Genomic DNA, 22,636 nt, shown 5'->3' with positions numbered 1-22,636 from the left:
TATAACGCACTTTCATCATTAAAAGCTTAACCACGTTCGCAACGACTAGATGCGGACCCCTTGTCGATAAACCTCTATTTGCACAACAAGCGTTAAAACCCAGACCCTGCGACGAAGAGCCTCACATATCGCGAGGTCGGTGTGTAAAATGCGTGATCGGCGGCCCGCAACATCTTGTCGTGATGAAAAAGATGCTGAAGACCGCCGACCGTGCGCAAGCGGCGCTCGACCTAGAAGGTGATGCCAATCCCGCCGCTAACCGTTTGGCCGCTGTCTTTGGTCGGATAAGAGCCCGAGCGGTTCGTGGCGCTCCAGTGGATCACGTTGAACTGAAGCCGGATCACGTTATCCAGATACCAGTTCACGCCACCGGTCGCCGCCCAGCCGTCGCCGGCGGTCGGAACGCCCGAGTAGTCGATGTTCTCATAGCGTGCGAGCACCTCGACCGCGCCCGGGCCGCCTCGCAGAACCGGCTTGCGCACCTTGGGCTGGGCGAAGGTGCCCAGGCGGGCGTTGTAAGGCGGCAGTTCGCCGGTGATGAAGTAACCGCTCGACAGGCTCCAGGCCTTCGTCACGAGATCGGGGCGGCCGGCGTCCAGCGCCGCCTTGCGCTCGCCAACTTCACCCATCACCCAGAACGGGCCGACGTAACCGCCGGCCTCCGCGCCATAGCCCAGCGTGCCCGTGCCACCCGTCACCGTGCCGGTCGACACGCGCAGCGCGCCGTTGAAGCGTCCGCCGATGACCGTATTGCGGGTCAGGGCTCCGCCGCCCACGGCCAGGTCTTCGTCGAAGCCCCAGACGCCAAGGTGCAGCGTCGAGCGATCCGTCTTGATCGGGTTCCAGTGCGCGCGGGCCATCAGGGTCCGGCTGTCCGAAACACTCTGCTTGGCGTCCATGCTGTCGCCGCTAAGCGTGACTGAGGCGTGGCCGCTTTTCCAGAAGATCCGCGGCATGATCGAGATGCCGTAGAAGCCGCGCTGGGGAATGATCGAGGTGGCGACGACGTTGCGTTCCAGGAACGAAGGCGCGTCCGAGCCGCTCGACCCCTCAAAGCTGCGATCGTTGAACATGTTGCCGAAGCGAACGTCATAGGAGATATCGCCGACCGTATCGCGCCAGCCGACGAACGCGGTGCCAACATCGGAGACGTTGTCGGCGAAGTCGTTCTCGAACTGGTAGAAGAAGTGGGCCCCCGCGCCGCCCTCCACGCCGATGCGCAGGGCGCGCGCGCCCGTAGTCGTGATGTTGCGGGCGCCGTAGTCGGAGCCGAAGGTCGTGCTGGCGTGGTTGATGATCCGGCCGCGCATCTTGAACATGTAGAAACCGTCCGGCGAGCGGAACGTCGGCAGACCGCCCTTCCACTCGGTGGTAACGCCTGCGGCGTCCTTGGCCGCCGCGATCACCTGGGCGACGCTCTGATCGGCCAGGTCCGGGGTGACAATCTGCGGCCCCGAAACCTCCGAGATGCTTTCCTCATTGGCGAGAGGCTGGCGGGTCGCGCCGATCTCCATTCGCGCCGCAGCGCCCGGAGCGGTCGTTGCGCCAGCGCCCTCGATCTTGTCCAGGCGATTGCGCAGATTAGCAATTTCCTGGGCCTGCGCGCGGACCAGCGCGATGAGCTCAGCCTGGTCGGGCGACGCGCTTTGAGCCAGCGTCGGCGTGGCCGTCATTAAGGCCGCCAGCGCGGCGCCCGCTAGAAGAACAACCTTCATCCTAAAATCCCCTTCTTTGTCGTGAGAAGGCCGCCCGGCGGCCAACGCTTACAGAGACCTGGCACACGGGAGATGCCGGCCGTAGCCGGGCCCGTCCGCCGCTGAGTTTTTGAGCGAACGATGAGCCGCCCTTCGCGCCGCAATCGACGCGCCTAGGCGCCCTTCGCCCCTTCAAGAGCGCAACGCCTTCCGCGCTCCGCCACACCTCATTCCCGCAAAAGTTGGTGCAAGGAGGCGACTTGAAGGTGTCTAAAACCTTAATGATCGAGGATTTGAAGGTTTTCTATACTTGGGTGCGACGAATTGTCGCGAGTATATTTCAAGCATCTTCGATATTCGCTTAACCGATGCGCGCAATTGTCGCAACCTAAAATTTTAAATTACGCCCAATACGATCCAGATTACGACGTATCCTCCAAATCAATATCTGAGACTGGCGAAGCAAAGACTGTCTCATGGGGTAATTTTTAACCGTTGAGGACCTTATCTAGCCCTAGCGCTGATCACGCCCCCGGAGAACCAGCCGGGACTTTTGGGGGCCATCCGAGCGCCGCGCTTTGGCGGCGCGGAACCGCGGATCAGGCGTGGAGAAAGACGCGAAAGTGGCTGTAACCGAGTGTCGCGATACCAGGCTGGAAAAGATCCGCGCGACGGCCCACGGGCCCGAGCGGCGCGAGGTCGATAACGTGGCCGCCAAGCCGCGCCCGACCGACAAGCTTTGGACAAAAACCCCTGCGGAGAGCGAGTGGATGACGAAGCGCGCCGAAGTCCGCGGCGGAAGCGAGTTTCTGCGCCAGGCCGACAGGTGCCGCGCAATGGGAGCGCCATTCGTCGCCAGCGTACTTGAAGCGGTGGAGCGTCAGCTCCCGCACGCACCGATCAGCGCCGCGATGATCCGCAGCTGGGAAGGAGACCCCGCCGCCGCGGCCATCGCCATGCGATTCAACGGCGCGCTCAACGCGCTCGCGCGCCGTGGCGCGTCTGCGTCGCTGACCAGGCTGTATGGCGGGGACCATAGCGACTTCGACGGCGCGATCGCCGAAGCCCTATCGCTCGAAGACGCCTTCATCGCCCGCTGGCTGGAACATCCGCCCCAGACCAATGAGGTCGCTCGGGCCGGCGCAATCGTCGCGGCGCTACTGACGGCGCGCACGCGATGGAACATGCCGTTTGAGCTGCTCGATCTTGGAACAAGCGCTGGTCTGAACCTTAACCTCGCGCGCTACTTCTATCGACTGGGGGCAATCTCGGTCGGCGACCCGACCTCGGCGGTCCGCGTCGAGCCTCAATGGCGCGGCCCTTCACCGCCGATCGCACCCTTGGAGATCGCCTCTGCACGCGGCGTAGATCTTCAGCCGCTCGACGCGTCCAATCCCGAACATCGCGAACGCTTGCTGTCTTTCGCCTGGGCCAACCAGCAGGATCGGTACAAGCGCCTCGAGGCGGCGCTCCAGATCGCCAGCATCCATCCGCCCCGCGTCGATCAGGGCGACGCCATGACGTGGCTCAACGAGCGCCTGGAAGAGCCGCAGCCAGAAGGACGCGGCCGCGCCGTCATCCACACCATGTTCATCCAGTACCTGAGCGACCAGGACCGACTCCAGATTGATGAGACGATGGAACAGGCCGGCGCTAGGGCGAGCGACAAAAGGCCACTACTGCGCATAGGCTTCGAGTGGACGCCGGACCGCAGCAAGGTCGAGCTGCGCTTGACCCAATGGCCGACGGGCTCAACCCGCGTGCTGGCGATCTGCCACCCCTACGGCGATTGGCTGGACTGGCAGCCCACAGCCTAGGGCCCGCGCGGCGCTATCGCCGCTTCCCGCCCATCAAAAAGGCTCCGGAGCCAAGAGCGCCCGGGGCGAACGCTTTGCGCCGCCCGTCGCCGCCAGATTGGGCGCGCGGCGCCACGCCGGCTTGCGCCCTCGCGGACGCCGATCGCGAAACCACCCGGTCAGAGCTGGGCGCGCGCCGGTCGAGATTCAGCCGAAAAGCCGCGCCAGCGGGGCCGCGCCTTAGATGGCGAGGACGAATACATCACAGATGATATGTAATTCGACGACAACACGCGCTTACCGCGACAATTCGCGCATTGAATATTCATGATTGAAAAACGATAACACGCGAAAACAATAATACAAAATGACGGAGGAAGCTTGCCATCATGAAGGTACTATACCTCTCAGCCGCGATCGCGCCGCTTCTATTTGTCGCACCCTCTCTGGCTGTGGCCGAGACAGGCGCGGCCACAGCCGCAAACACTTCCGGACAGGCGGCGAGCACGCCGGCCAGCCGCGAAGAGGTCTTCTCCACCGGCGTCGCCAAGGGGCGCGACCGACTGGACAGCGCGACCTCGACAAGCGCGCTGCGCGAGAAGGACATCGAGGTCCTCGGCGGGCGTTCGCTTGGCGACCTGCTCCGCAACCTGCCGGGCATCCGGACCGAGTCGTCCACCGGTGACGGCAGCTCCGCCTACACGATCCGCGGCCTTCCGCTGGCGTCCGGCGGCTCGAAATACATGCAGCTTCAGGAAGACGGCCTGCCGATCCTGGAGTTCGGCGACTTCTTCAACGGCGCCGTGGACATCTACATCCGCGCCGACCTCAATCTGGCTGCGGTCGAGTCCATCCGTGGCGGCTCGTCCTCGACCTTCGCGTCGAACTCGCCGGCCGGCGTGATCAACCTGATCTCCAAGACCGGCGACGTGGCCGGAGGCACGGTCCAGGTGATGACCGGTCTCGGCTACGACATGAAGCGCGTGGACTTCGAGTACGGCGCGCCCATCAACGACTCCTGGCGCTTTCACATCGGCGGCTTCTACAGGGTCGGCGAGGGGCCGCGCCGCGCCGGCTTCGACGCCTTCAAGGGCGGCCAGTTGAAGTTCAACGTCACCAAGCAGTTTTCCAACGGGTATGTCCGGCTGTCGGGCAAGTATCTGGATGACCGCTCGCCGCACTACCTGCCGGGCCCGGTGCGCATCACCGGAACCAACGACAACCCGGTCTTCGGCAGCTTCAACACCTACGATGTCCGACGCGACTCGATGCTGTCGGGCCACCTGGGCGATCTCATCACGCTGGACGCCGACAACAAGGCCTCGGTCCTTCCGCTCAGACAGGGCATGAACGCCCTGGTGAAGTCGATCGGCCTGGAATCGCAGTTCGAAGTGCGCGGTTGGACGATCACCCAGCGCGGCCGGTATTCGGACATCGCGGGCGGCACGACCCGTAACCTGGTCGCGAACATCTATTCGGGCAGCGCGCTGCCGGCCTCGCTGGGCGGCGGCGTGGGGACCTACACCTACGCCTCGGGCCCGAACGCCGGCCAGGTCATCACCAATCTCGGCGCCCTCAACGGCAACGGCCTGATTGTCGCGACCTCGCTGAACCGGATCGAGTCGCGTTCGCTGAACAACTTCATCAACGATCTGCGCGCCACCCGAGCCTACGACATCGGCGCGGGCGAGTTGACGATCACCGGCGGCGTCTACAAGTCGCTGCAGGACTACACCAGCGACTACCTGTACAGTAACCACATCCAGGATGTCGCCGATGATGGCGACTCGGGGCTGATCAACTACACCAACGCCGCCGGCGTGCCGCAGACCCAGAACGGCTATCTGGGCTTCAACCGGTCCGGCTCCACCGCCTTTTTCCGTCGCGACTATGACGTCCGCTACAACATCACCGCGCCCTACGCCTCGCTGAACTATCGTTTCGGCAAGATCGCGATCGGCGGCAGCCTCCGCCATGACGGCGGCCGGGTGCGCGGCCAGCTTTACGGCGCGGATCTGGGCGGCGGCCGCGTCGGCATCAAGTCCGTGGACTTCAACGGCGATGGCGTCATTTCCGTCGCGGAGTCGAAGACCGCCTTCACGCCCTACGACCGCCCAGCGCCCGTCCGCTACAACTACGGCTACATGAGCTATTCGGTGGGCGTGAACTATCGGGTCGCCGAGCCGTTCGCGGTCTTCGTGCGCTACAGCCGCGGCGCGCGGGCCGCCGCCGACAAGGTGCTGTTCTCCAACAAGGTCAGCACGACCGATGGCCACTTGGTCAACAAGGCCGACGGCTACGACATCGTCAAGCAGCTCGAAGGCGGCTTCAAGTATCGCGCGTCCAACATCACGTTGAACGTCACCGGCTTCAAGGCCGACACCGAAGACACGAACGTCCAGGCCGGCGCCATCACCACCGATCGGACCTACAAGGCCTATGGCGTGGAGGCCGAAGGGACGTATCGCCACGGTCCGTTCAGCGTTCGGGGCGGCGTGACCTACACCCATGCCGAACTCGTCAACGACAAGCTGAACGCCGCCGTCGCCGGCAAGGTCCCGCGCCGCCAACCGGACTTCATCTACCAGGTCTCGCCCCAGTTCGAGCTTCGCCAGGTGACGATCGGCGCCAACTTTACCGGCCAAACCAGCAGCTGGGTGCAGGACAACAACCTGATGAAGATGCCCGGCTACACGCTCGTCGGCGCCTTCGCCCAGTACCGCCCGACGGAACGCTTGCAGCTGATGCTGAACGCCGAGAATCTGTTCGACAAGGTCGCCTTCATCGAGATCACCACGCCGTCGGTTCCGACCAACGGCATTGGCCTCGGGCGAGCGGTCAACGGGCGCACGGTCTCCCTGTCAGCCCGCATGAACTTCTAGTCGTCCAGGAGGCTGGCGGCGCGCTCCTCGCACGCGGCCAGCCTTCCGGGCGTCCTTCGTCAATAGCCCTCTACGGGCCAGCGGCGGCCTGGCCCTGAGCATAGGCCGCCGACAGGCGTCGGTAGGCGCTGGAACCGAAGGCCATCAGCGTCACGATCACGCCGATCATGCCCGCCACGGTGAAGACCAGGGCGATGCCCCGATCGGGGCCGCGCCCGAACCAATCGCCAATCGCCATCGCCCCGGCGCCATGGGCCATGAACGGTATCACGATGAACTGAGTCAGCGGCCCGATCAGGAAGGCCGTCAGCGGCGAGGCGGCCTGCTGACACCGGCTGACAAGCGCCCCCCGTTCGGCGGATCAAGCGGCCAATCGCCTAGGGCGCGTCAGGCTGAGAGCCCGCCTCCACAAGCTCTTCCATGAACAGCGCCATCAGCGCCGATTGCGAGCGCACGCCGGCCTTGGCGTAGACACGGGTCAGCTGGGCGCGGACGGTGCCGGTGGCCGCGCCGCGCAGGGCGGCGATCTCGGCGACGTCGCAGCCCTTGAGGGCGAACAGGGCCACATCCGCCTCGGCCGCCGTCAGCTTCCAGTCGGAAAAGCGCAGGCGCGCCAGGTCGGCCAGCGCGCCCTTGGCCGCGGCGACGGCCGCCTCGTCCTGGCGGGCGCGCAAGACCAGCCAGCGAACCAGGGCCGCGCCGAACAGCACGCCGGCTAGCAGGGCCAGGACCGCGCCGCCCTCGGCCCAGAGGTGCGAGCCCATGCCGTCGGCGCGCGCGTCGCCCGTGACGTCCACCAGGAAGAACAGGGTGGCGGCGAGCTGAAGGATCACGACGACCGCGATCATCGTGATCCTGCGTTCCAGAGCGCGACGCCGCTTGATCATAGGTCGAAGACTTAGCGCCGCCCGGGAAGCATCGCCAAGACAATCCGCCGGCCGCTACGGCGCGTCTCGAACACCACGCCGGCGATGTGCAGAACGATCAGGACGTAGAGCAGGTTGACGGCCGTCTCGTGGATCTCGACCAGCGGCCCCTCCTCGCGCTCGCCGCCGCCCTCGCGGCCCTCTTGGCCTTCGTCCTCTTCGCGTTCGAGACTTTGCGCCGCCGCCGCTGGCGGCGCGGCGGCGGCGGGCCCGCCTTCCGGCTTGGCGGGGGCGCTGACCATCAGCACGCCGGTGACGATGATGACCGCCAGCGTGCTCCAGATCGCATAGACCATCAGAGCGCCCAGAGGATTGTGCGAAGCGTGCTCGGCGCGCTTGCCCGCGACGATCTCGCGCATATGCGCCAGGGCGCGGCCGGGGCTGGGCGGGAAGGCCGAAAAGCGCGCCTCGGCCGGACCGATGACGCCCCAGATCAGGCGAAAGGTCAGCGTTGCGGCCAGGGCGTAGCCGACCCAGACGTGGGCGTCTGAGCCCTCCTCGGTGATCAGGGCGTTGGCGAGGATGGCCGCCACGATCGTCCAGTGGGTCAGCTTGACCACCGGATCCCAGCGGCGGGGCGCGGCGGCGGGGCGTTCAGTCGCGGTCATGGCGGCGCGCCTTGTTGTGCTTTTCGCCATGGGCCTGGTCGTCGCGGTCTTCCGACACGCGGCGCGCCCCGTGATCGTCGCGGTCCTTGGCCTCGGACGACGCGGGCCGGAGGGTCTTGACCAAGGGAGCCCGCGCCTTCGGCGAGGCCGGCTTGGTTTCGTCCGCCAGGGCTGGCGCGGCCAAGGACAGGATCAGAAGGCTGGCGCCGAGGACGGCGGTGGAGAGCTTGGTCATTTGCGGTTCTCCCGTGCTGATGACGGGAGAAGACCTGCGTCGTCCGGCGGCCTGCGGCCATCGGCGGACGGCTTATGCGGGCCTGGATAAGCCTCTGCTTACGACGCCCGCGCCCCGGCGACCTGACAGGTCCAGCGGTCCCACGGCCCCTCGGCCTGGCCCAGATTGAGGGCGGCGAAGATCATCTTGCCGCCGGGCGGGATCGTCCCAGGCGCAACGGCCGAGACGGTTCCCGCCTTCGCCCGTCCCTTGGCCATCTGGCACGAGAGACGAGGTTCGGCGATCGCCAGACCCGAGACATTGGTCGCGCCGCCGGTCACCAAGACGTCGCCGGCCTTGTTGCGAAAGGCCGTGACCCTGTCCAGCACCACGAAGCGCTCGGGGTGGGCGCGGACCTGGGCCGGATCGGGCAAGGCGCGCGCGGCCGGCGCCAGCCTGGGCGCGGGCGGCGGGGCTTCGTCCTTGGGCCGCGTCACCGCCACCAGAACGGCGCCGCCCAGAAAGCTCGCCAGGAAAACCGCCACCGCCCGCGCCGGGGTCGCCACCAGCGGCCAGCGCGGATACGGCTTGAACACGAAGACAAACGCGGTCCCGGACGCAACAAGCCACAGAAGCGGCAAGGCGATGGTCGCTGGATGCATTCAAGGTCCTCCGGCGGTCCAAGCCGCTCCCGCATCTAGCGGCGATTTTCAATCGCGCCAAATCCCTCTAGACACCGATCCATGCGATCCGGGCCCGACATGATGCTGGAACTGGCCTGCGGACCGGGACCGGTCTGCGGGGTGGATGAGGCTGGGCGCGGTCCCTGGGCCGGGCCAGTCAGCGCCGGGGCGGTGATCCTGGATCCCGACCGGGTGCCCAAGGGCCTCAACGACTCCAAGAAGCTCTCAGCCAAGGCCCGCGCGGCCCTTGAGGAGGAGATCAAGGACGTTGCGATCGCCTGGTGCGTCGACATGGCGGGGATCGAGGAGATCGCCGAGTTCAACATCCTGCATGCCACGGGCCGCGCCATGTGTCGCGCCATCGAGGGCCTGTCGGTGACCCCGGCCATCGCTCTGGTCGACGGCAACTACCGCTTCCCGCTGCCGTGCGAGGTCAAGACCGTGGTCAAGGGCGACGCCTTGTCGTGCTCGATCGCCGCCGCCTCGATCCTGGCCAAGGAAGCCCGCGACCGGCTGATGATCGAAATGGACGCGCTCTATCCCGGCTACGGCTTCGCCGGCCACAAGGGCTACCACGCGCCAATCCATGTGGAGGCCCTGCGCCGGCTGGGTCCCTCGCCGATCCACCGCCTGGGTTGGGCGCCGGTGAAGGCCGCCGTCGAGCAGCTTCAACTGCTGTAGCGGCGCGTTTACGTCTCGCTAACCACGTCTCTACACACCGCATTTACCAGCAAGACTCATGATTCCGTTCTCTTTCTTGAGGACGCGGACATGACCTTCGGGCCGGAAACCATCATCCTGGGCGACTGCATCGAGCAGATGAACGCCCTGCCGGAGAAGTCGGTCGACCTGATCTTCGCCGATCCGCCCTACAATCTGCAGCTGGGCGGGGACCTGCTGCGTCCCGACAACTCCAAGGTCGACGCGGTCGACGACCACTGGGACCAGTTCGAAAGCTTCGCCGCCTACGACAAGTTCACCCGCGAGTGGCTGAAGGCCGCCCGCCGCGTCTTGAAGGACGACGGCGCAATCTGGGTGATCGGCAGCTATCACAACATCTTCCGCGTCGGCGTGGCCGTGCAGGACCTGGGCTTCTGGATCCTGAACGACATTGTCTGGCGCAAGTCCAACCCGATGCCCAACTTCAAGGGCACCCGCTTCGCCAACGCTCACGAGACCCTGATCTGGGCGTCCAAGAGCCAGAACGCCAAGCGCTACACCTTCAACTACGACGCCCTGAAGATGGCCAATGACGAGGTGCAGATGCGCTCGGACTGGACCATCCCGCTGTGCACCGGCGAGGAGCGCATCAAGGGCGCTGACGGGAACAAGGCCCACCCGACCCAGAAGCCCGAAGCCCTGCTCTATCGGGTGATCCTGTCGACGACCAAGCCGGGCGACGTGATCCTGGATCCGTTCTTCGGCGTCGGCACCACCGGCGCGGCCGCCAAGCGCCTGGGCCGCAGGTTCATCGGCATCGAGCGTGAGGCTGAATATCTCGACCACGCCAAGGCGCGGATTTCCAAGGTCGTACCGATCGCGCCCGAGGACCTGGAGGTCATGGGCTCCAAACGCGCCGAGCCGCGCGTGCCCTTCGGCACGATCGTCGAGGCGGGCCTGCTGTCGCCCGGCGACACCCTCTACTGCGCCAAGGGCGAGCGGGTGGCCAAGGTGCGTCCGGACGGTTCGATCACGGTCGGAGACCTGTCAGGCTCGATCCACAAGATCGGCGCCCTGGTGCAGTCGGCTCCAGCCTGCAACGGCTGGACCTATTGGCACTTCAAGACCGACAAGGGCCTGGCGCCGATCGACGTCCTGCGCGCTCAGGTCCGGGCGGGAATGAACTGACGCTCACGACACCGCCGGCTTCCCAGAACTGGGTCAGCTTGGTGGCGTCGCCATTGTATTGGTCGCGATCGCAGGGGCCGACGCCGGGGCAATCGTAGGGTTCTTCGCCCGCCGAGCCGTCCGTATATTGCCACAGGGTCCAGGTGGGCCACGCCGAGGGAACCTCTGGCGTCGAGTCATATTGCGCGAGCCAGAACCAGCAACGGCTCAGGACGGAATCCGGTCCGTCCAGCATCGAGCTCACGTAGCTGTTGCTTGAGTAGAAGCCAGGCCAGCGTCCGGTCCGGGCTTGAACCGCCGAGGCAAAGTCGCGCGCCTGGTCCAGGGTCATGCTGGATCCGCCGGTGTTTTCCTCGAAGTCCAGGACCAGCAGCATTGATCCGTTGTCTGGTCCGACGGTCGTCAGGAAGTTTTCGACCTGTGTCGTGACGTCATCGCCCGTCCCGAAGTGATACGCGCCCCACAACAAGCCAGCGGCCTCGGCTTCCGGTCGACGCGTGGCGTAGGTCGGGTCCACGTAGGTCGCGCCCTGGGTGGCCTTCTGGATCACGCCCATGATGCCGCCGGCCTTGGCCTGGGCGAAGTCAACCTGCGTGTTGTAGTGCGATATGTCGATCACGGCGTTCGTGGGCGTAGCGGTCATGGAACGCTCCCAGGGTTGAGCATGGCGCGCGGAGCGCGGGGCGAGCGCGTGGGCCCGCCAACCCAACGGCCCGCATAGCTTGCCATGAAACTCAGAGGCGATCCTATAAAAATACTCGTCCTAGGGGAGTCGCTCCGCTGCCCGCGCGGCCTTCAGGAACACGCTGGGCAGGGCCAAGAGACCTTCGCGAGAGGTCCAGACGAAGTCGCCATCCGCGCCGCCCTCGGCCGCGAACACCCGCAGCGTCAGCGTGAAGTGGGTGAAGACATGCTCGACCGCGCCGAGGTCGCGCCACGCCGCAGCGGCGGGCGCGGCGGCCAACGCCTCGGTGTCGTCATGGGGGCTCGCTCGCCACTCCGACGTCGGCAGGCCCAGCATCCCGCCCAGCAGCCCTTTCGGCGGCCGGCGCACAAGGGCGACGTCGTCGCCGCGCGTCAGCACATAGGCGACGCCATGGCGACGAGGGCGGTCGGCCTTCTTGGTCTTGCGGGGATAGGTCTCCGGCGCGCCGCTCCTGAAGGCCTCGCACCAAGCCGAGACCGGACAGCGATCACAGAGCGGACCCTTCGGCTTACACACCGTGGCGCCCAGATCCATCAGCGCCTGGGCCCAGTCGCCGGGGCGCTCATCGGTGACGAGTTCGCCGGCAAGGGCTTTCAGCTCCGGCTTGGCGTCGGGCAGCGGCGTCTCGACGGCGAACAGGCGCGACATCACCCGCTCGACATTGCCGTCGACCACATTGGCGGCGCGGTCGAAGGCGATCGCCGCCACGGCCGCGGCGGTGTAGGCGCCGACGCCCGGCAGGGCCCGCAAGCCCTCCTCGGTGTCTGGAAAAACGCCGCCGTGTTGGCTGGCGACGGCGCGGGCGCAGGCCAGCAGGTTACGGGCTCGGGCGTAGTAGCCCAGCCCTGCCCAGGCGGCCATCAGCTCGCCGTCCTCGACCGCCGCCAGATCGCTGACCGTCGGCCAGCGCTGGGTGAAGCTCAGGAAGTACGGGGTCGCGTGCGGCACGGTGGTCTGCTGCAGCATCACCTCCGACAACCAGACGCGATAGGGGTCGGACCGCACGCCCGCTCGGCGGTCATCGGGCGAAACCCGCCAGGCCAGCGTTCGGGCCTGGCGGTCGTACCAGGCCAGCAGGTTCGAGCGGAGGGCGGCGCAATCAAGAGAGACGCTGGCTTTCATCGTCTCCTCGCCTACCGCAAGCAGCCCGCCTCGTGCTAGCTTTCCATCATGGCCCGCCGCCCCCTGCCCTCTCCGGAAGAAGCGCTCGCGATCCTTCGTCAGAAGCGGACGAAGCCCCAACGCCGCCCGCCGCCGCCCGCCGGCAAGAGCCTGGCGCCGTTGCTGAAGGACCTCGAGAACCGCTTTGGCCAGGGTCCGGCCGCGCTGCAAACCCGTTGGCGCGAGATCGTCGGCGACACCCTGGCCCGCCGCACCGAGCCCGTCCGCATCATCAAGGGGCGCAACGGCGAAGGCGGCGCGCTGGAGCTGCGCGTCGATGGGCCCATGGCCTCGCTGATCCAGCACCAGGCGCCGCAGATCACCGCCCGTCTCGACATGCTGCTCGGCAAGGGCGTGGTGACGCGCCTGCGCATCATTCAAGGGCCGGTCAAGGCGGCCGCCGCGCCCGTCGCCCAGCGTCCGCGTCGCAAGCCGCCGCTGGACGCCGCCCTAGAGAAAGAGCTCGCCGACAGCCTGGCCGAGCAGCCCGACGGGGCGCTGAAGCAGGCGCTGCTGAAGCTGGGCCGAGGGGTCCTCTCCTCCAGCCGCTGAGCCCCCTTGCGGAGCGCCCATGACCATTGACAATAGGTCGTCGGTCGCGCTCTTGCCGTAGTCCGCGTCCAGCCCTTTTCCCTTCGAAACGAGAATCGGGCTTAAGTTTCCCACCGACCGCCAAAGGGCCCATTGATGCGTTCGCTGATCAGCCGAGTCACCCTTGTCGCCGCGCTCGCCGCCGGCCTCGCCAGCTGCGGCCCCAAGGGCGAGACCGTCGCCGCTGACGACATGACCCAGGGCAACCCGAACGCCAAGGTCACCGTCGTCGAGTACGCCTCGGCCTCGTGCAGCCACTGCGCCGAATGGAACGAGGATGTCTACCCGGCCTTCAAGGCCAAATACATCGACACCGGCAAGGTCAACTACGTCTACCGCGAGATCCTGACCCCGCCGAACGAGGTGGCCGCCGCCGCCTTCCTGATGGCTCGCTGCGCCGGCAAGGATAAGTACTTCCAGGTCCTGGACTCGGTCTATCGCGCCCAGTCGCAGATGTTCCAGACGGGCCAGTTCCGCGAGGGCCTGCTGACCGTCGCCCAGTCGGCCGGCATGAGCGAGGACCAGTTCAACGCCTGCGTCACCGACGAGAAAGCGCTGAAGGCGCTCAACGACCGCGTCGAAAAGTACAGCAAGGAAGCCAAGATCCAGGGCACCCCCACCTTCGTCGTCAACGGCAAGAAGGTTGGCGCCGAAGAGGGCGGCGCGCGCACCCTGGCCGAGCTGGACGCGGCCATCGCGGAAGCCTCGAAGTAATGACGCTGGACCGGCGCGCGCTGTTAATCTCGGGGTTGGCCGTCACGGCCGCGCCCGCCATGGCGCGCGCCGCGCCCTTGCCGCCTGTTCCTGGCGAGATGACGCTGGGCTCGCCCAAGGCGCCGGTCCAGTTCGTCGCCTACGCCTCGACCAGCTGCCCGCACTGCGCCCACTGGTGGACGCAGGTCCTGCCGCAAGTCCGCAAGAGCTTCGTCGACACGGGCAAGGTGCGGTTCGTCTTCCGCGAGTTCCTGACCCAGCCGACCGAGTTCGCGGCCGCCGGTTTCATCCTGGCCCGCCGCATCCCGGGCAAGTACTTCGACGTGCTGACCACCGTCTTCCAGCGCCAGGAAGAGATCTATCGCAGCGAGAAGCTGTGGGAGGGCCTGCTGGCCATCGGCAAGCAGTACGGCCTGACCGATGCTGAGTTCGCCGCCGCGATGAACGATCCGGCCGCGCTGAAGGCGGTCAATGATCGCTTCTTCCGGGCCCTGAACCAGGACAACATCGAGGTCACACCGACCTTCTTCGTCAACGGCGCGCCGATCGAGGGCGACACGGGCTTCGACGCCCTGGCGAAGGCCTTCGCCGTCGCGGCGAAGGGCTGAGGAGGAGGGGGACCGCCTCGTGCAGTTCCAGCGCCTTCGCCTTTCGGGCTTCAAGTCCTTCGTCGAGCCGACCGAGTTCCGCATCGAGCCGGGCCTGACCGGCATCGTCGGCCCGAACGGCTGCGGCAAGTCCAATCTGCTTGAAGCGCTGCGCTGGGTGATGGGCGCCAACTCGGCCAAGGCGATGCGCGCCGGCGGCATGGACGACGTGATCTTCGCCGGCAGCGGCGCGCGCCCGCCGCGCAACCACGCCGACGTGGCCCTGACCATCGACAATGCCGACCGCACGGCGCCGGCCCAGTTCAACGACGATCCGGTGCTGGAAGTCGTGCGCCGTATCGACCGCGGCGCGGGGTCGACCTACAAAATCAACGGCCGTGAGGTGCGGGCCCGCGATGTCCAACTGTTGTTCGCCGACGCCTCGACCGGCGCCAACTCGCCCGCCCTGGTCCGCCAGGGCCAGATCAGCGAGCTGATCGGCGCCAAGCCGCAGAACCGCCGCCGCATTCTGGAAGAGGCCGCCGGGGTCTCGGGGCTGCACACTCGCCGCCACGAGGCCGAGCTGCGCCTGCGCGCCGCCGAGGCCAATCTCGCCCGCCTGGACGACGTGGCGCGCGAACTGGAGACGGCGCTGAACCGCCTCAAGCGCGAGGCCCGCCAGGCCGAGAAGTACAAGCGCCTGTCGGCCGAAATCCGCGCCGTGCAGGGCGCGGTGCTCTACGCCCGCTGGACCGAGGCCCGCGATACGCTGGAACGCACCCAGCGCGAGGCGACGCAGGCCGCGCGCCTGGTCGAAGAGACCGCCCGCGCCAGCGCCGCCGCCCAGGTGGCCATCACCGAGGCCGAGGTCGCCATGCCCCCGCTGCGGGAAGAGGCGACGATCGCCCAGGCGATCCTGGGCCAACTGGCCATCCAGAAGGACCGCGCCGAGCGCGAGGCCGAAGCCGCCGCCGCCGAGTTCGAGCGCCTGAAGAACGATCTTTCCCGCATCGACGCCGACCAAACCCGCGAGAGCCAGGCCAAGGACGACGCGGCCGCTGCTCTGGCTCGCATCGACGCCGAGCTCGAAGAGGTCCGCGCCCTGGTCGCCGCCGCGCCTGAACGTGGCCCCGAGCTGGAAGCCGCCGCCAAGGCCGCCGAGGAAGCTCGCGCCGTCGCCGAGACGCAGGTCGAGCAACTGGCCGCCCGCGTCGCCGCCGAGGAGGCCGGGTTCCGCGCCGCCGCCACGCGCCTCTCCGAGGCCGACGCCCGCGCCAACCGCACCAACCGCGCCCTCGACCAGGCCAAGGCCGAACGGGCCGCGATCGGCCCCGAGGTCGACCCGGCCGCCGCTGACGCCCGCCAGCGTTTCGCCAATGCCGAAGCCGCTCTAGCCGCCGCCCGCATGGCGCTGGAGGAAGCCGAGGCGCAGCGCGTCAAGGCCGCCGAGCAGGAGGCTCAGGCTCGCCAGCTTGCCCGAGGCGTCGAGGACCAGCTGGGTCGTCTGCGCACCGAGGCCCGGGGCCTGGCGCAGCTGACCGCCCCGCGCGCCAAGAGCGGTCACGCGCCGGCTCTCGACAGCGTCTCGCCCGACAAGGGCTATGGCGCGGCCCTGGCCGCCGCGCTCGGCGATGATCTCGACGCCGCGCTCGATCCCAAGGCGCCGTCCTACTGGGGCGGGGCGCAGGTCTCCTCGCCGGTCTGGCCGGAGGGCGCCCAGCCACTGGTCCCGCTGGTCAAGGCGCCGCCCGAGCTGATCGCGCGTCTCTCCCACGTGGCCGTGGTCGAGCGCGCCGATGGCGACCGACTGCAAAAGGCGCTGAAGCCCGGCATGCGCTTGGTGTCCAAGGAAGGCGATCTGTGGCGCTGGGACGGCTTCGTCGCCCGCGCCGATGCGCCCAAGCCCGCCGCCATCCGCCTGGAGCAGCGCACACGTCTGGCCGAGGTCGAGGCCGAGATCGACGTCCTGGCCCCGCGCGCCGAGGCCACCGCCGCCGCCCTGAAGGCCGCCGCCGACCGGATGCGCGCGGTCGAGGACCTGCTGCGCGACCGCCGGCGCGGCCCGCCTGACGCCGAGCGGCTTCTGAACCAGGCCCGCGAGCAGGTCGCCAAGTTCGAGCGCGAGCAGGCGGTGCGGGCCGCCCGCGCTCAGTCTCTGGACGACACCATCGCCCGCTTCGAGGCCGAGAAGGCGGAAGTCGACGCGGCGCTGGCCCAGGCACGTGAAGCCCACGCCGCCGCCCAGACCTCGGGGGACCTTCAACCGCAGCTCGCCCAAGCCCGCCAGGATGCGGCCAAGGCCCGCGAGGGCGCCAGCGCCGCCCGCACCGCCCTCGACGTCGAGACCCGCGAACGCGCCGGCCGCCAGCGCCGCCTGGAAAGCCTGGAGCGCGACCGCACCGACTGGGCCAAACGCGCCGAGACCGCCGGCAAGCGCGCCGAGGCGCTGGAGGGCGACCGCGTCAAGGCCGCCGCCGCCCTGGAGGCCGCCCGAGAAGCGCCGGACGCCTTGCGGGAAAAGCTGGTCGCCCTGCTCGACGAGTTCGCCGCCGCCGAGGCCCGCCGCGCCAAGGCCAGCGACGCCCTGGAGACGGCCGAGACCAACCGGATCAACGCCGACCGCGCGGCCCGGGCCGCCGAACAGGCCGCCAGCGAGGCCCGCGAGAAGCGGGCGGCGCTGGTCGCTCACCTGGACGGCGCCCGCCAACGCTACGCCGAGGTCGCCACCGCCATCCGCGAGCAGGCCCGCATGGAGCCCGAAGAGCTGGGGCGTCACGTGGCCGGCGAGGCCGTGGCCGTGCCGAAAGACGCCGCCGGCGTCGAGGCCCACCTCTTCGCGCTTGAGCGCGAGCGCGACGCGATCGGTCCGGTGAACCTGCGCGCCGAGGAAGAGGCGCAGGAATATGCCGGTCGCCTGGAGATCATGCGCAGCGAGCGCGCCGACCTTTCCGGCGCGGTGACCAAGCTGCGGGCCGGCATCGAGGAGCTGAACGCCGAGGGCCGCGAGCGTCTGCTGGCCGCGTTCGACGTGATCAACGCCAACTTCCAGACCCTCTTTCAGGCTCTGTTCGGCGGCGGCCAGGCCGAACTGAAGCTGATCGAGAGCGACGACCCGCTGGAGGCCGGTCTCGAAATCTACGCCTGCCCGCCCGGCAAGCGCCTGGCCAGCATGAGCCTGATGAGCGGCGGCGAGCAGGCCTTGACCGCCAGCGCCCTGATTTTCGGCGTGTTCCTGGCCAATCCGGCCCCGATCTGCGTGCTGGACGAAGTGGACGCCCCGCTCGATGACGCCAATGTCGACCGCTACTGCAACATGCTCGACGAGATGCGCCGCCGCACCCAGACCCGCTTCATCGCCATCACCCACAACCCGGTGACCATGAGCCGGATGGACCGCCTGTTCGGCGTCACCATGGCCGAGCGCGGCGTGAGCCAACTGGTCAGCGTGGATCTCAGCACGGCGGAAAAGCTGGTGGCGGCTTAGGGGCTGCTTGCCCCCTCCGCGCTTCGCGCTCCTCCCCCGGAGGGGGAAGAAGGATCACCTTCCGCCCGCCTTTGGGGGCGGACGACCCGCGAAGCGGGTCAGGTGGGGGCTCAGCCGCCGAGAAGATGCGTCACCACCACCCGCAGCGGATTGGCCGGATCGGCCAGCAGCTTCACCGCCATCGCGCACGAGATCACCACCAGGAGCGGCCGGATCAGTTTCGGCCCGAACCGCATGGCCAGGCGCGATCCGACCTGCGCCCCGATGAAAGCCCCCACGGCCATCGCCAGACCCACTGGCCAGACGACTACGCCCTTGATCGCGAACAGGGTCAGGCTGCCCAGATTGCTGGCGGCGTTGGCCAGCTTGGTGTGGGCGGTGGCCTTCAGCGCGCCGTAACCCAGCAGGGTGACGATCGCGACCATGTAGAAGGCGCCGGCGCCCGGGCCAAAGATGCCGTCGTAGAAGCCAACCAGGGGCGCGACGAAGCAGGCGAACGGGATCAGCGCCATGCGCGGGTTCACGTCCTCGCTCTTCAAGGCGCGCGAGAAGCCGAAATAGAGGGCGATGGCGATCAGCAGCACCGGCACGATCGCTCGCAGCATCTGCGGCGACAGCAGGCTGGCGCACAGCGCGCCGCAAAGGCCGGCGATGGCGGCGGCCAGCGCCACCGGCCAGGCGGTCTTCCAGTCGATCAGGCCGCGCCGCGCGAAGGCGCTGGTCGAGGAGATGGCGCTGACCGCGCCCTGCAGCTTGTTGGTGCCCAGCGCTTGCACGGGCGAAAGCCCCGCCAGTAGCAGGGCCGGCAGGGTCACGAGCCCGCCGCCGCCGGCGATGGCGTCCAGCGCTCCGGCGAGGGCGGCGATCACGAACAGGCTGGCGATGACGTCTAGGGAAACCATGAAGAGCTCATGGTCCCGTTCGACGCCCCAGGCAAAGAAAAAGGGGCCCCAAGGGACCCCTGCTCCTTAACCCAGCAGATGGCCCCATTGCTGGGCGCGCGACTGCTTGCTGTTGGTCGCCTTACCCAGGGCGCGCAGCTCGTCGCGCTCCTTGGCCTTCTCTTCCTTGCGCACGCGCATCTCGGCAGCTTCCTGCGTCTTGCGCTCCTTACGCTCCGCGCGCTTGACGGCCATGATCGCCTCCTGGCGAGCCAGGGCTTCGAGGCGGGCCTTTTCCTTGGCTTCGGCGCGGGCGGCGCGGACGGCTTCGAGTTCGGCGGCGCGTTGCTCTTCGCGCTTGTCGAAATCGGGGTCCTGGATGGTCGGCTTGGCCTTGAACTTAGCCAGCATGGCCTTCTTGGCTTCCTGCTGGGCGGAAATACGATCGGCGAATCCGGTGTTCTTCAAGTGCGACATGAATCTTCGTGTTATTTGGAGGCGGCGGCTCTAAAGCCCAGATTGACGGAAAAATCAATGCGTCATCGAGGCGGGCGGCTCCTGGCATAGGGAGATCGCCGTCTTGAGAGACCTGCCAGATAGGAAGCCGTTCCCGATCCGGAAAGAGCCCGCCTCGCCCTCCCAGCCGGAAGATTGGGGCCGGTTTTGCCGCCCTGACGAAGGGGAAGGCGAAAACCTCAAACATTCCGGCCACTTGCCTCGCGAAGCGGTCACCTTGACGCACCGCAGCGAGGTCTATAGGTTCCGCGCCGATCAAGCCGACCGGAAAAGCGCTTTTTTATGGCGCATCCTCGGCGCTTTCGGACCTGCCGCTTCCCATGCCCAAGGCCGACGAACCGAACGACAAGGCTCCGCAGAGCCTCGACGCTCGGCTCGCCGCATTTGAGGCGCGGAGGGCGGCGGAGCGGCCGGTGAAGGCCGTGTCCGAAAAGGCCCAGCAGGACGGCTACCGTCTGCTGGCGGACCTGATCGGGGGTGTTTTGGTGGGCCTTGGCTTCGGCTGGCTGCTCGACCACTACGTCCACACGAGCCCCTGGGGCATGATCGGCGGTCTGCTGATCGGTCTGGGGATCGCGATTTTCTCCATCGTCCGCAAGGCGATGAAACTGAGCGCGCAGGCGTCGGCCCCGTCTCCGGTTCCGGGGAAGGCCGACGGAGACACGGGAGACGGGCCTACCGTCCCCAAGCAGAAGAGAGACTAGGGCCGATGGCCGATCCGATGCACCAGTTCCAGATCAAGAAGATCGTGGAACTGCCCACCGTGACCGTTCCGGGCCTGGGCGCCATTGATCTGTCGATCACCAATTCCGTGGCGGCGATGATGTCGGCCGCCCTGCTGATCATCGGCTTCTACGGTCTGTCCGCGCGCAAGGCCGTGGTGCCGGGCCGCCTGCAGGCCGTGGGCGAGATGCTCTATGGCCTCGTCGACGGGCTGGCGGAGTCGATCATCGGCCACGACGGCAAGAAGTTCCTGCCCTTCGTGTTCACGCTGTTCGCGTTCGTGCTGTTCATGAACATGCAGGGCATGTTCCTGGTCTTCACCGCGACCTCGCAGCTGGCCGTGACCCTGACGCTGGGCCTGATGGTCATCCTGACTGTGATCGGTGTCGGCTTCGCCAAGAACGGCCTGAAGTTCTTCAAGCTGTTCGCGCCGTCGGGCGTGCCCCCGGTGCTGTACATCCTGCTGGTGCCGATCGAGATCCTGTCGTTCCTGATCCGTCCGATCACCCTGGGCCTTCGTCTGTTCGGCAACATGCTGGGCGGCCACGTGGTGCTGAAGATCTTCGCCGGCTTCGTGATCGCCCTGGGCGGTCTCGGCGTGCTGGGCTGGGCCGGTTCGGTCCTGGCCCTGACCTCGGTCGTCGCCCTGACGGCCCTAGAGTTCATGGTGGCCTTCCTCCAGGCCTTCGTGTTCGCGGTGCTCACCTGCGTCTATCTCAACGACGTCGTGCACCTCGACAGCCACTGATCAACCTTTAGTCTTTCAACCAATACCCTTCTCAAGGAGTCTCAATCATGGACGCTGCTGCTGCTAAGTACATCGGCGCTGGTCTGGCCATGCTCGGCATGATCGGCGCGGGCGTGGGCCTGGGCGTGATGTTCGGCAACTACTTCCAAGGCGCCCTGCGCAACCCGACGGCCGCCGCTCAAGAGCGCCCGATGCTGTTCCTGGGCATGGCCCTGACGGAAGCCCTGGGCATCTTCGCCCTGGTCATCGCCTTCCTGATCCTGTTCTCGTAATCAAGCCATCCGGGAGCGCGGCGTTTCATCGGAAACGCACGCGCTCCTTGTCTTTTGTGATCTCGCGTTTTCCCGCGCGCGGCGCCGATCCTGGCCCGCCCCGGAAGACGCTCTAGCTGAGAGGCGCCTTCGCCCATGGCGACGGAACATCAAGGCACGACCGAGACGACGGAAGCCCCCAAGGGCCACGAAGGCGGCGGCGGTCTTCCGCAGCTGCAGTTCGAGCACTGGGGCGGCCAGATCGTTTGGCTGCTGCTCATCTTCGCCGTGCTCTACGCGGTGCTGTCCAAGGGCCTCCTGCCCCGCGTCAGCGGCGCGATCGAGGAACGCGGCGCCAAGATCGCCGGCGACATCGCCGACGCCCGTCGCCTGAAGGACGAGGCCGAGGCTCAAGCTCGCGCGGCCGCCGCCGAGGTGGCCGAGGCCCGCGCCAAGGCCCAGAAGACGGCTGCTGACGCCAAGGCCAAGGCTTCGGCGCAAGCCGCCGAGCGTCAGGCCAAGGAAGAGGCCGTGCTGGCCGAAAAGCTGGCCGCGGCCGAGGCTTCGATCCAGACCGCTCGCGACCAGGCCATGAGCCAGGTCCGCGTGGTGGCTCAGGACACCGCCGGCGCGATCGTCGAAAAGCTGACCGGCAAGGCGGCTACGGCCGCCGAGCTGAAGTCGGCCCTGGCCTAAGGAGCTGAAGATGGAACATCACGAGTCCCTGTTCAGCTTCTCGAACCCGGAGTTCTGGGTTCTGGCCGCGCTGGTGATCTTCTTCGGCCTGCTGGTCGTGCTGAAAGTCCTGCCGGGCGCCCTGTTCGGCGCGCTCGACAGCTACTCGGCCAAGATCAAGGCCGAGCTCGACGAGGCCCAGCAACTGCGGGAAGAGGCCCAGGCCCTGCTCGCGGGCGTGAAGGCTCAGCGCGAGGAAGCCGAGCGCCAAGCCGCCGCGATGATGGACGCCGCCAAGGCCGACGCCAAGCGTCTGGCCGAGGAAGCCAAGGAAAAGCTGGAAGAGCAGATCAAGCGCCGCGCCGAGATGGCCGAGCGTAAGATCGCCCAGGCCGAGGCTCAGGCGACCGCCGACGTTAAGGCCGCCGCGGTGGATCTGGCCGCCCAGGCCGCCGAGACCGTCCTGGCCGCCCGCCTCGCCGGCGCCAAGACCGACCCGCTGGCGGACGCCGCCATCGGCCAGATGGGCGCCAAGCTGCAATAGCGGCGGGCCTCACCGGATAGACAAGACGAAGGGCGCGGATCGCAAGGTCCGCGCCCTTTTCCTTGGGTGGTCGCTGAAGGGCGGCGGTCGCTATGAGTCTCGGCCAACCGCCGCTTTGAATGTTCGACTTGGGATCGAAAACCGCCTCTAATCGGCAAGCGGGGGTTCGTCGTTCTCGGGTGATCCCTTTACGGTTTCAGTGGCCTCGATCGCGTGTTTCGCCGGTGGATCGAGGACTGCTCCGAAGCCTAGCAACACCGAGGCCAGCATCAGCCCCCCCTTGGCCTTGGAGCCAAAGCGGTGAGCGAGCCACGCGACGAGCGGCGACAGCACGACGAGGGCGGCGACTGATATTAGGAATTGAAGCCAGGCGGGCATGCCACCTTAGTTAGGTGCTGATTGGA

At 67.4% G+C, this 22,636-nt stretch carries 23 protein-coding genes and 2 pseudogenes; 13 read left to right on the top strand and 12 right to left on the bottom strand.

Translation table 11 applies throughout. The features are described from left to right. Window positions 1-230: 230 nt before the first annotated feature. Window positions 231-1,715 (bottom strand): OprO/OprP family phosphate-selective porin, encoded by a 1,485-nt coding sequence (locus CSW59_RS14770; protein WP_099444760.1) that lies wholly within the window; start codon window positions 1,713-1,715, stop codon window positions 231-233. A 584-nt stretch (window positions 1,716-2,299) separates the two neighbouring features. Here CSW59_RS14770 and CSW59_RS14765 point away from each other — a divergent pair. Together CSW59_RS14765 and CSW59_RS14760 are read left to right on the top strand one after the other, a co-directional pair. Beyond that, window positions 2,300-3,511: a DUF2332 domain-containing protein gene (locus tag CSW59_RS14765; RefSeq protein ID WP_236632227.1), complete on the top strand. Its 1,212-nt coding sequence runs from the start codon at window positions 2,300-2,302 to the stop codon at window positions 3,509-3,511. Window positions 3,512-3,879: 368 nt separating this feature from the next. After that, on the top strand, window positions 3,880-6,372 hold the full coding sequence (locus CSW59_RS14760) for a TonB-dependent siderophore receptor (RefSeq protein WP_099444759.1): 2,493 nt from the start codon (window positions 3,880-3,882) through the stop codon (window positions 6,370-6,372). 70 nt (window positions 6,373-6,442) lie between these two features. Here the strand turns inward: CSW59_RS14760 and CSW59_RS14755 are convergent. The 5 genes and pseudogenes from CSW59_RS14755 to CSW59_RS14735 form a co-directional block, all read right to left on the bottom strand. Beyond that, a pseudogene (locus CSW59_RS14755) lies at window positions 6,443-6,700 on the bottom strand (MFS transporter); the annotation flags it as partial. A gap of 49 nt (window positions 6,701-6,749) precedes the next feature. Next, complete coding sequence (locus CSW59_RS14750; RefSeq protein WP_099444758.1) at window positions 6,750-7,259, bottom strand: LuxR family transcriptional regulator; 510 nt, start codon at window positions 7,257-7,259, stop codon at window positions 6,750-6,752. 11 nt (window positions 7,260-7,270) lie between these two features. Further along, window positions 7,271-7,906 (bottom strand): cytochrome b/b6 domain-containing protein, encoded by a 636-nt coding sequence (locus CSW59_RS14745; RefSeq protein ID WP_099444757.1) that lies wholly within the window; start codon window positions 7,904-7,906, stop codon window positions 7,271-7,273. After that, entirely contained in the window at window positions 7,893-8,141 is a 249-nt protein-coding gene (locus tag CSW59_RS14740; RefSeq protein WP_099444756.1) for a hypothetical protein, read from the bottom strand. Before CSW59_RS14740 ends, CSW59_RS14745 begins: the two co-directional genes overlap by 14 nt. A gap of 98 nt (window positions 8,142-8,239) precedes the next feature. Then, window positions 8,240-8,782 carry a hypothetical protein gene (locus tag CSW59_RS14735; protein WP_099444755.1) on the bottom strand — a complete coding sequence of 181 codons (543 nt, stop codon included), beginning with the start codon at window positions 8,780-8,782 and terminating at the stop codon, window positions 8,240-8,242. Window positions 8,783-8,863: 81 nt separating this feature from the next. Between CSW59_RS14735 and CSW59_RS14730 the strand changes: the two genes are divergently transcribed. Together CSW59_RS14730 and ccrM are read left to right on the top strand one after the other, a co-directional pair. Then, window positions 8,864-9,484 (top strand): ribonuclease HII, encoded by a 621-nt coding sequence (locus CSW59_RS14730; protein ID WP_099444754.1) that lies wholly within the window; start codon window positions 8,864-8,866, stop codon window positions 9,482-9,484. Between the two features lie 90 nt (window positions 9,485-9,574). Beyond that, complete coding sequence (ccrM, locus tag CSW59_RS14725) at window positions 9,575-10,651, top strand: adenine-specific DNA-methyltransferase CcrM (protein WP_099444753.1); 1,077 nt, start codon at window positions 9,575-9,577, stop codon at window positions 10,649-10,651. On the opposite strand, the gene CSW59_RS14720 is transcribed toward ccrM, so the two are convergent. Next, window positions 10,584-11,294 carry a glycoside hydrolase family 25 protein gene (locus CSW59_RS14720; RefSeq protein WP_099444752.1) on the bottom strand — a complete coding sequence of 237 codons (711 nt, stop codon included), beginning with the start codon at window positions 11,292-11,294 and terminating at the stop codon, window positions 10,584-10,586. The genes ccrM and CSW59_RS14720 overlap by 68 nt on opposite strands. 120 nt (window positions 11,295-11,414) lie before the next feature. After that, window positions 11,415-12,479 carry an A/G-specific adenine glycosylase gene (mutY, locus tag CSW59_RS14715; protein ID WP_099444751.1) on the bottom strand — a complete coding sequence of 355 codons (1,065 nt, stop codon included), beginning with the start codon at window positions 12,477-12,479 and terminating at the stop codon, window positions 11,415-11,417. Window positions 12,480-12,527: 48 nt separating this feature from the next. On the opposite strand from mutY, the gene CSW59_RS14710 reads away from it, so the two are divergent. The 4 genes from CSW59_RS14710 (at window position 12,528) to smc (ending at window position 17,894) form a co-directional block, all read left to right on the top strand. After that, window positions 12,528-13,070, top strand: coding sequence for a DUF721 domain-containing protein (locus CSW59_RS14710; RefSeq protein ID WP_099444750.1), 543 nt, complete (start codon window positions 12,528-12,530; stop codon window positions 13,068-13,070). A gap of 135 nt (window positions 13,071-13,205) precedes the next feature. After that, the gene (locus CSW59_RS14705) at window positions 13,206-13,823 is read left to right on the top strand and encodes a DsbA family protein (protein ID WP_099444749.1); all 618 of its coding nucleotides are present in this window, start codon (window positions 13,206-13,208) and stop codon (window positions 13,821-13,823) included. Beyond that, entirely contained in the window at window positions 13,823-14,431 is a 609-nt protein-coding gene (locus CSW59_RS14700) for a thioredoxin domain-containing protein (protein WP_099444748.1), read from the top strand. The genes CSW59_RS14705 and CSW59_RS14700 overlap by 1 nt, the downstream gene beginning before the upstream one ends. Window positions 14,432-14,450: 19 nt before the next feature. Then, on the top strand, window positions 14,451-17,894 hold the full coding sequence (smc, locus tag CSW59_RS14695) for a chromosome segregation protein SMC (RefSeq protein ID WP_099444747.1): 3,444 nt from the start codon (window positions 14,451-14,453) through the stop codon (window positions 17,892-17,894). Between the two features lie 10 nt (window positions 17,895-17,904). Here smc and CSW59_RS21425 read toward each other — a convergent pair. The 3 genes and pseudogenes from CSW59_RS21425 to CSW59_RS14685 all read right to left on the bottom strand — a co-directional run. Then, window positions 17,905-17,992 (bottom strand): annotated as a pseudogene (locus CSW59_RS21425) (hypothetical protein); the annotation flags it as partial. Window positions 17,993-18,004: 12 nt separating this feature from the next. Next, on the bottom strand, window positions 18,005-18,796 hold the full coding sequence (locus CSW59_RS14690; RefSeq protein ID WP_099444746.1) for a TSUP family transporter: 792 nt from the start codon (window positions 18,794-18,796) through the stop codon (window positions 18,005-18,007). Between the two features lie 66 nt (window positions 18,797-18,862). Then, complete coding sequence (locus CSW59_RS14685) at window positions 18,863-19,252, bottom strand: DUF6481 family protein (RefSeq protein ID WP_099444745.1); 390 nt, start codon at window positions 19,250-19,252, stop codon at window positions 18,863-18,865. A 359-nt stretch (window positions 19,253-19,611) separates the two neighbouring features. Here CSW59_RS14685 and CSW59_RS14680 point away from each other — a divergent pair, with 359 nt between their 5' ends. The 5 genes from CSW59_RS14680 to CSW59_RS14660 all read left to right on the top strand — a co-directional run bounded on the left by CSW59_RS14680 (window position 19,612) and on the right by CSW59_RS14660 (window position 22,232). Further along, window positions 19,612-19,995 (top strand): AtpZ/AtpI family protein, encoded by a 384-nt coding sequence (locus tag CSW59_RS14680; protein WP_099444744.1) that lies wholly within the window; start codon window positions 19,612-19,614, stop codon window positions 19,993-19,995. Between the two features lie 5 nt (window positions 19,996-20,000). Continuing rightward, window positions 20,001-20,762 carry a F0F1 ATP synthase subunit A gene (locus CSW59_RS14675; RefSeq protein WP_099444743.1) on the top strand — a complete coding sequence of 254 codons (762 nt, stop codon included), beginning with the start codon at window positions 20,001-20,003 and terminating at the stop codon, window positions 20,760-20,762. Between the two features lie 47 nt (window positions 20,763-20,809). Next, window positions 20,810-21,034, top strand: coding sequence for a F0F1 ATP synthase subunit C (locus CSW59_RS14670; protein ID WP_004615714.1), 225 nt, complete (start codon window positions 20,810-20,812; stop codon window positions 21,032-21,034). Between the two features lie 135 nt (window positions 21,035-21,169). Then, complete coding sequence (locus CSW59_RS14665; protein ID WP_099444742.1) at window positions 21,170-21,709, top strand: hypothetical protein; 540 nt, start codon at window positions 21,170-21,172, stop codon at window positions 21,707-21,709. A 10-nt stretch (window positions 21,710-21,719) separates the two neighbouring features. Beyond that, window positions 21,720-22,232, top strand: coding sequence for a F0F1 ATP synthase subunit B (locus CSW59_RS14660; protein WP_099444741.1), 513 nt, complete (start codon window positions 21,720-21,722; stop codon window positions 22,230-22,232). Window positions 22,233-22,379: 147 nt separating this feature from the next. Here the strand turns inward: CSW59_RS14660 and CSW59_RS14655 are convergent, their stop codons facing one another. Beyond that, window positions 22,380-22,610 carry a hypothetical protein gene (locus tag CSW59_RS14655; RefSeq protein WP_099444740.1) on the bottom strand — a complete coding sequence of 77 codons (231 nt, stop codon included), beginning with the start codon at window positions 22,608-22,610 and terminating at the stop codon, window positions 22,380-22,382. Window positions 22,611-22,636 lie beyond the last annotated feature (26 nt).

The sequence above is a fragment of the Caulobacter sp. BP25 genome, from assembly GCF_002737755.1.
GTDB lineage: Bacteria > Pseudomonadota > Alphaproteobacteria > Caulobacterales > Caulobacteraceae > Caulobacter.
Note: the sequence above shows the minus strand (reverse complement) of the source record. Positions and strands in the feature narration are given on the sequence as shown.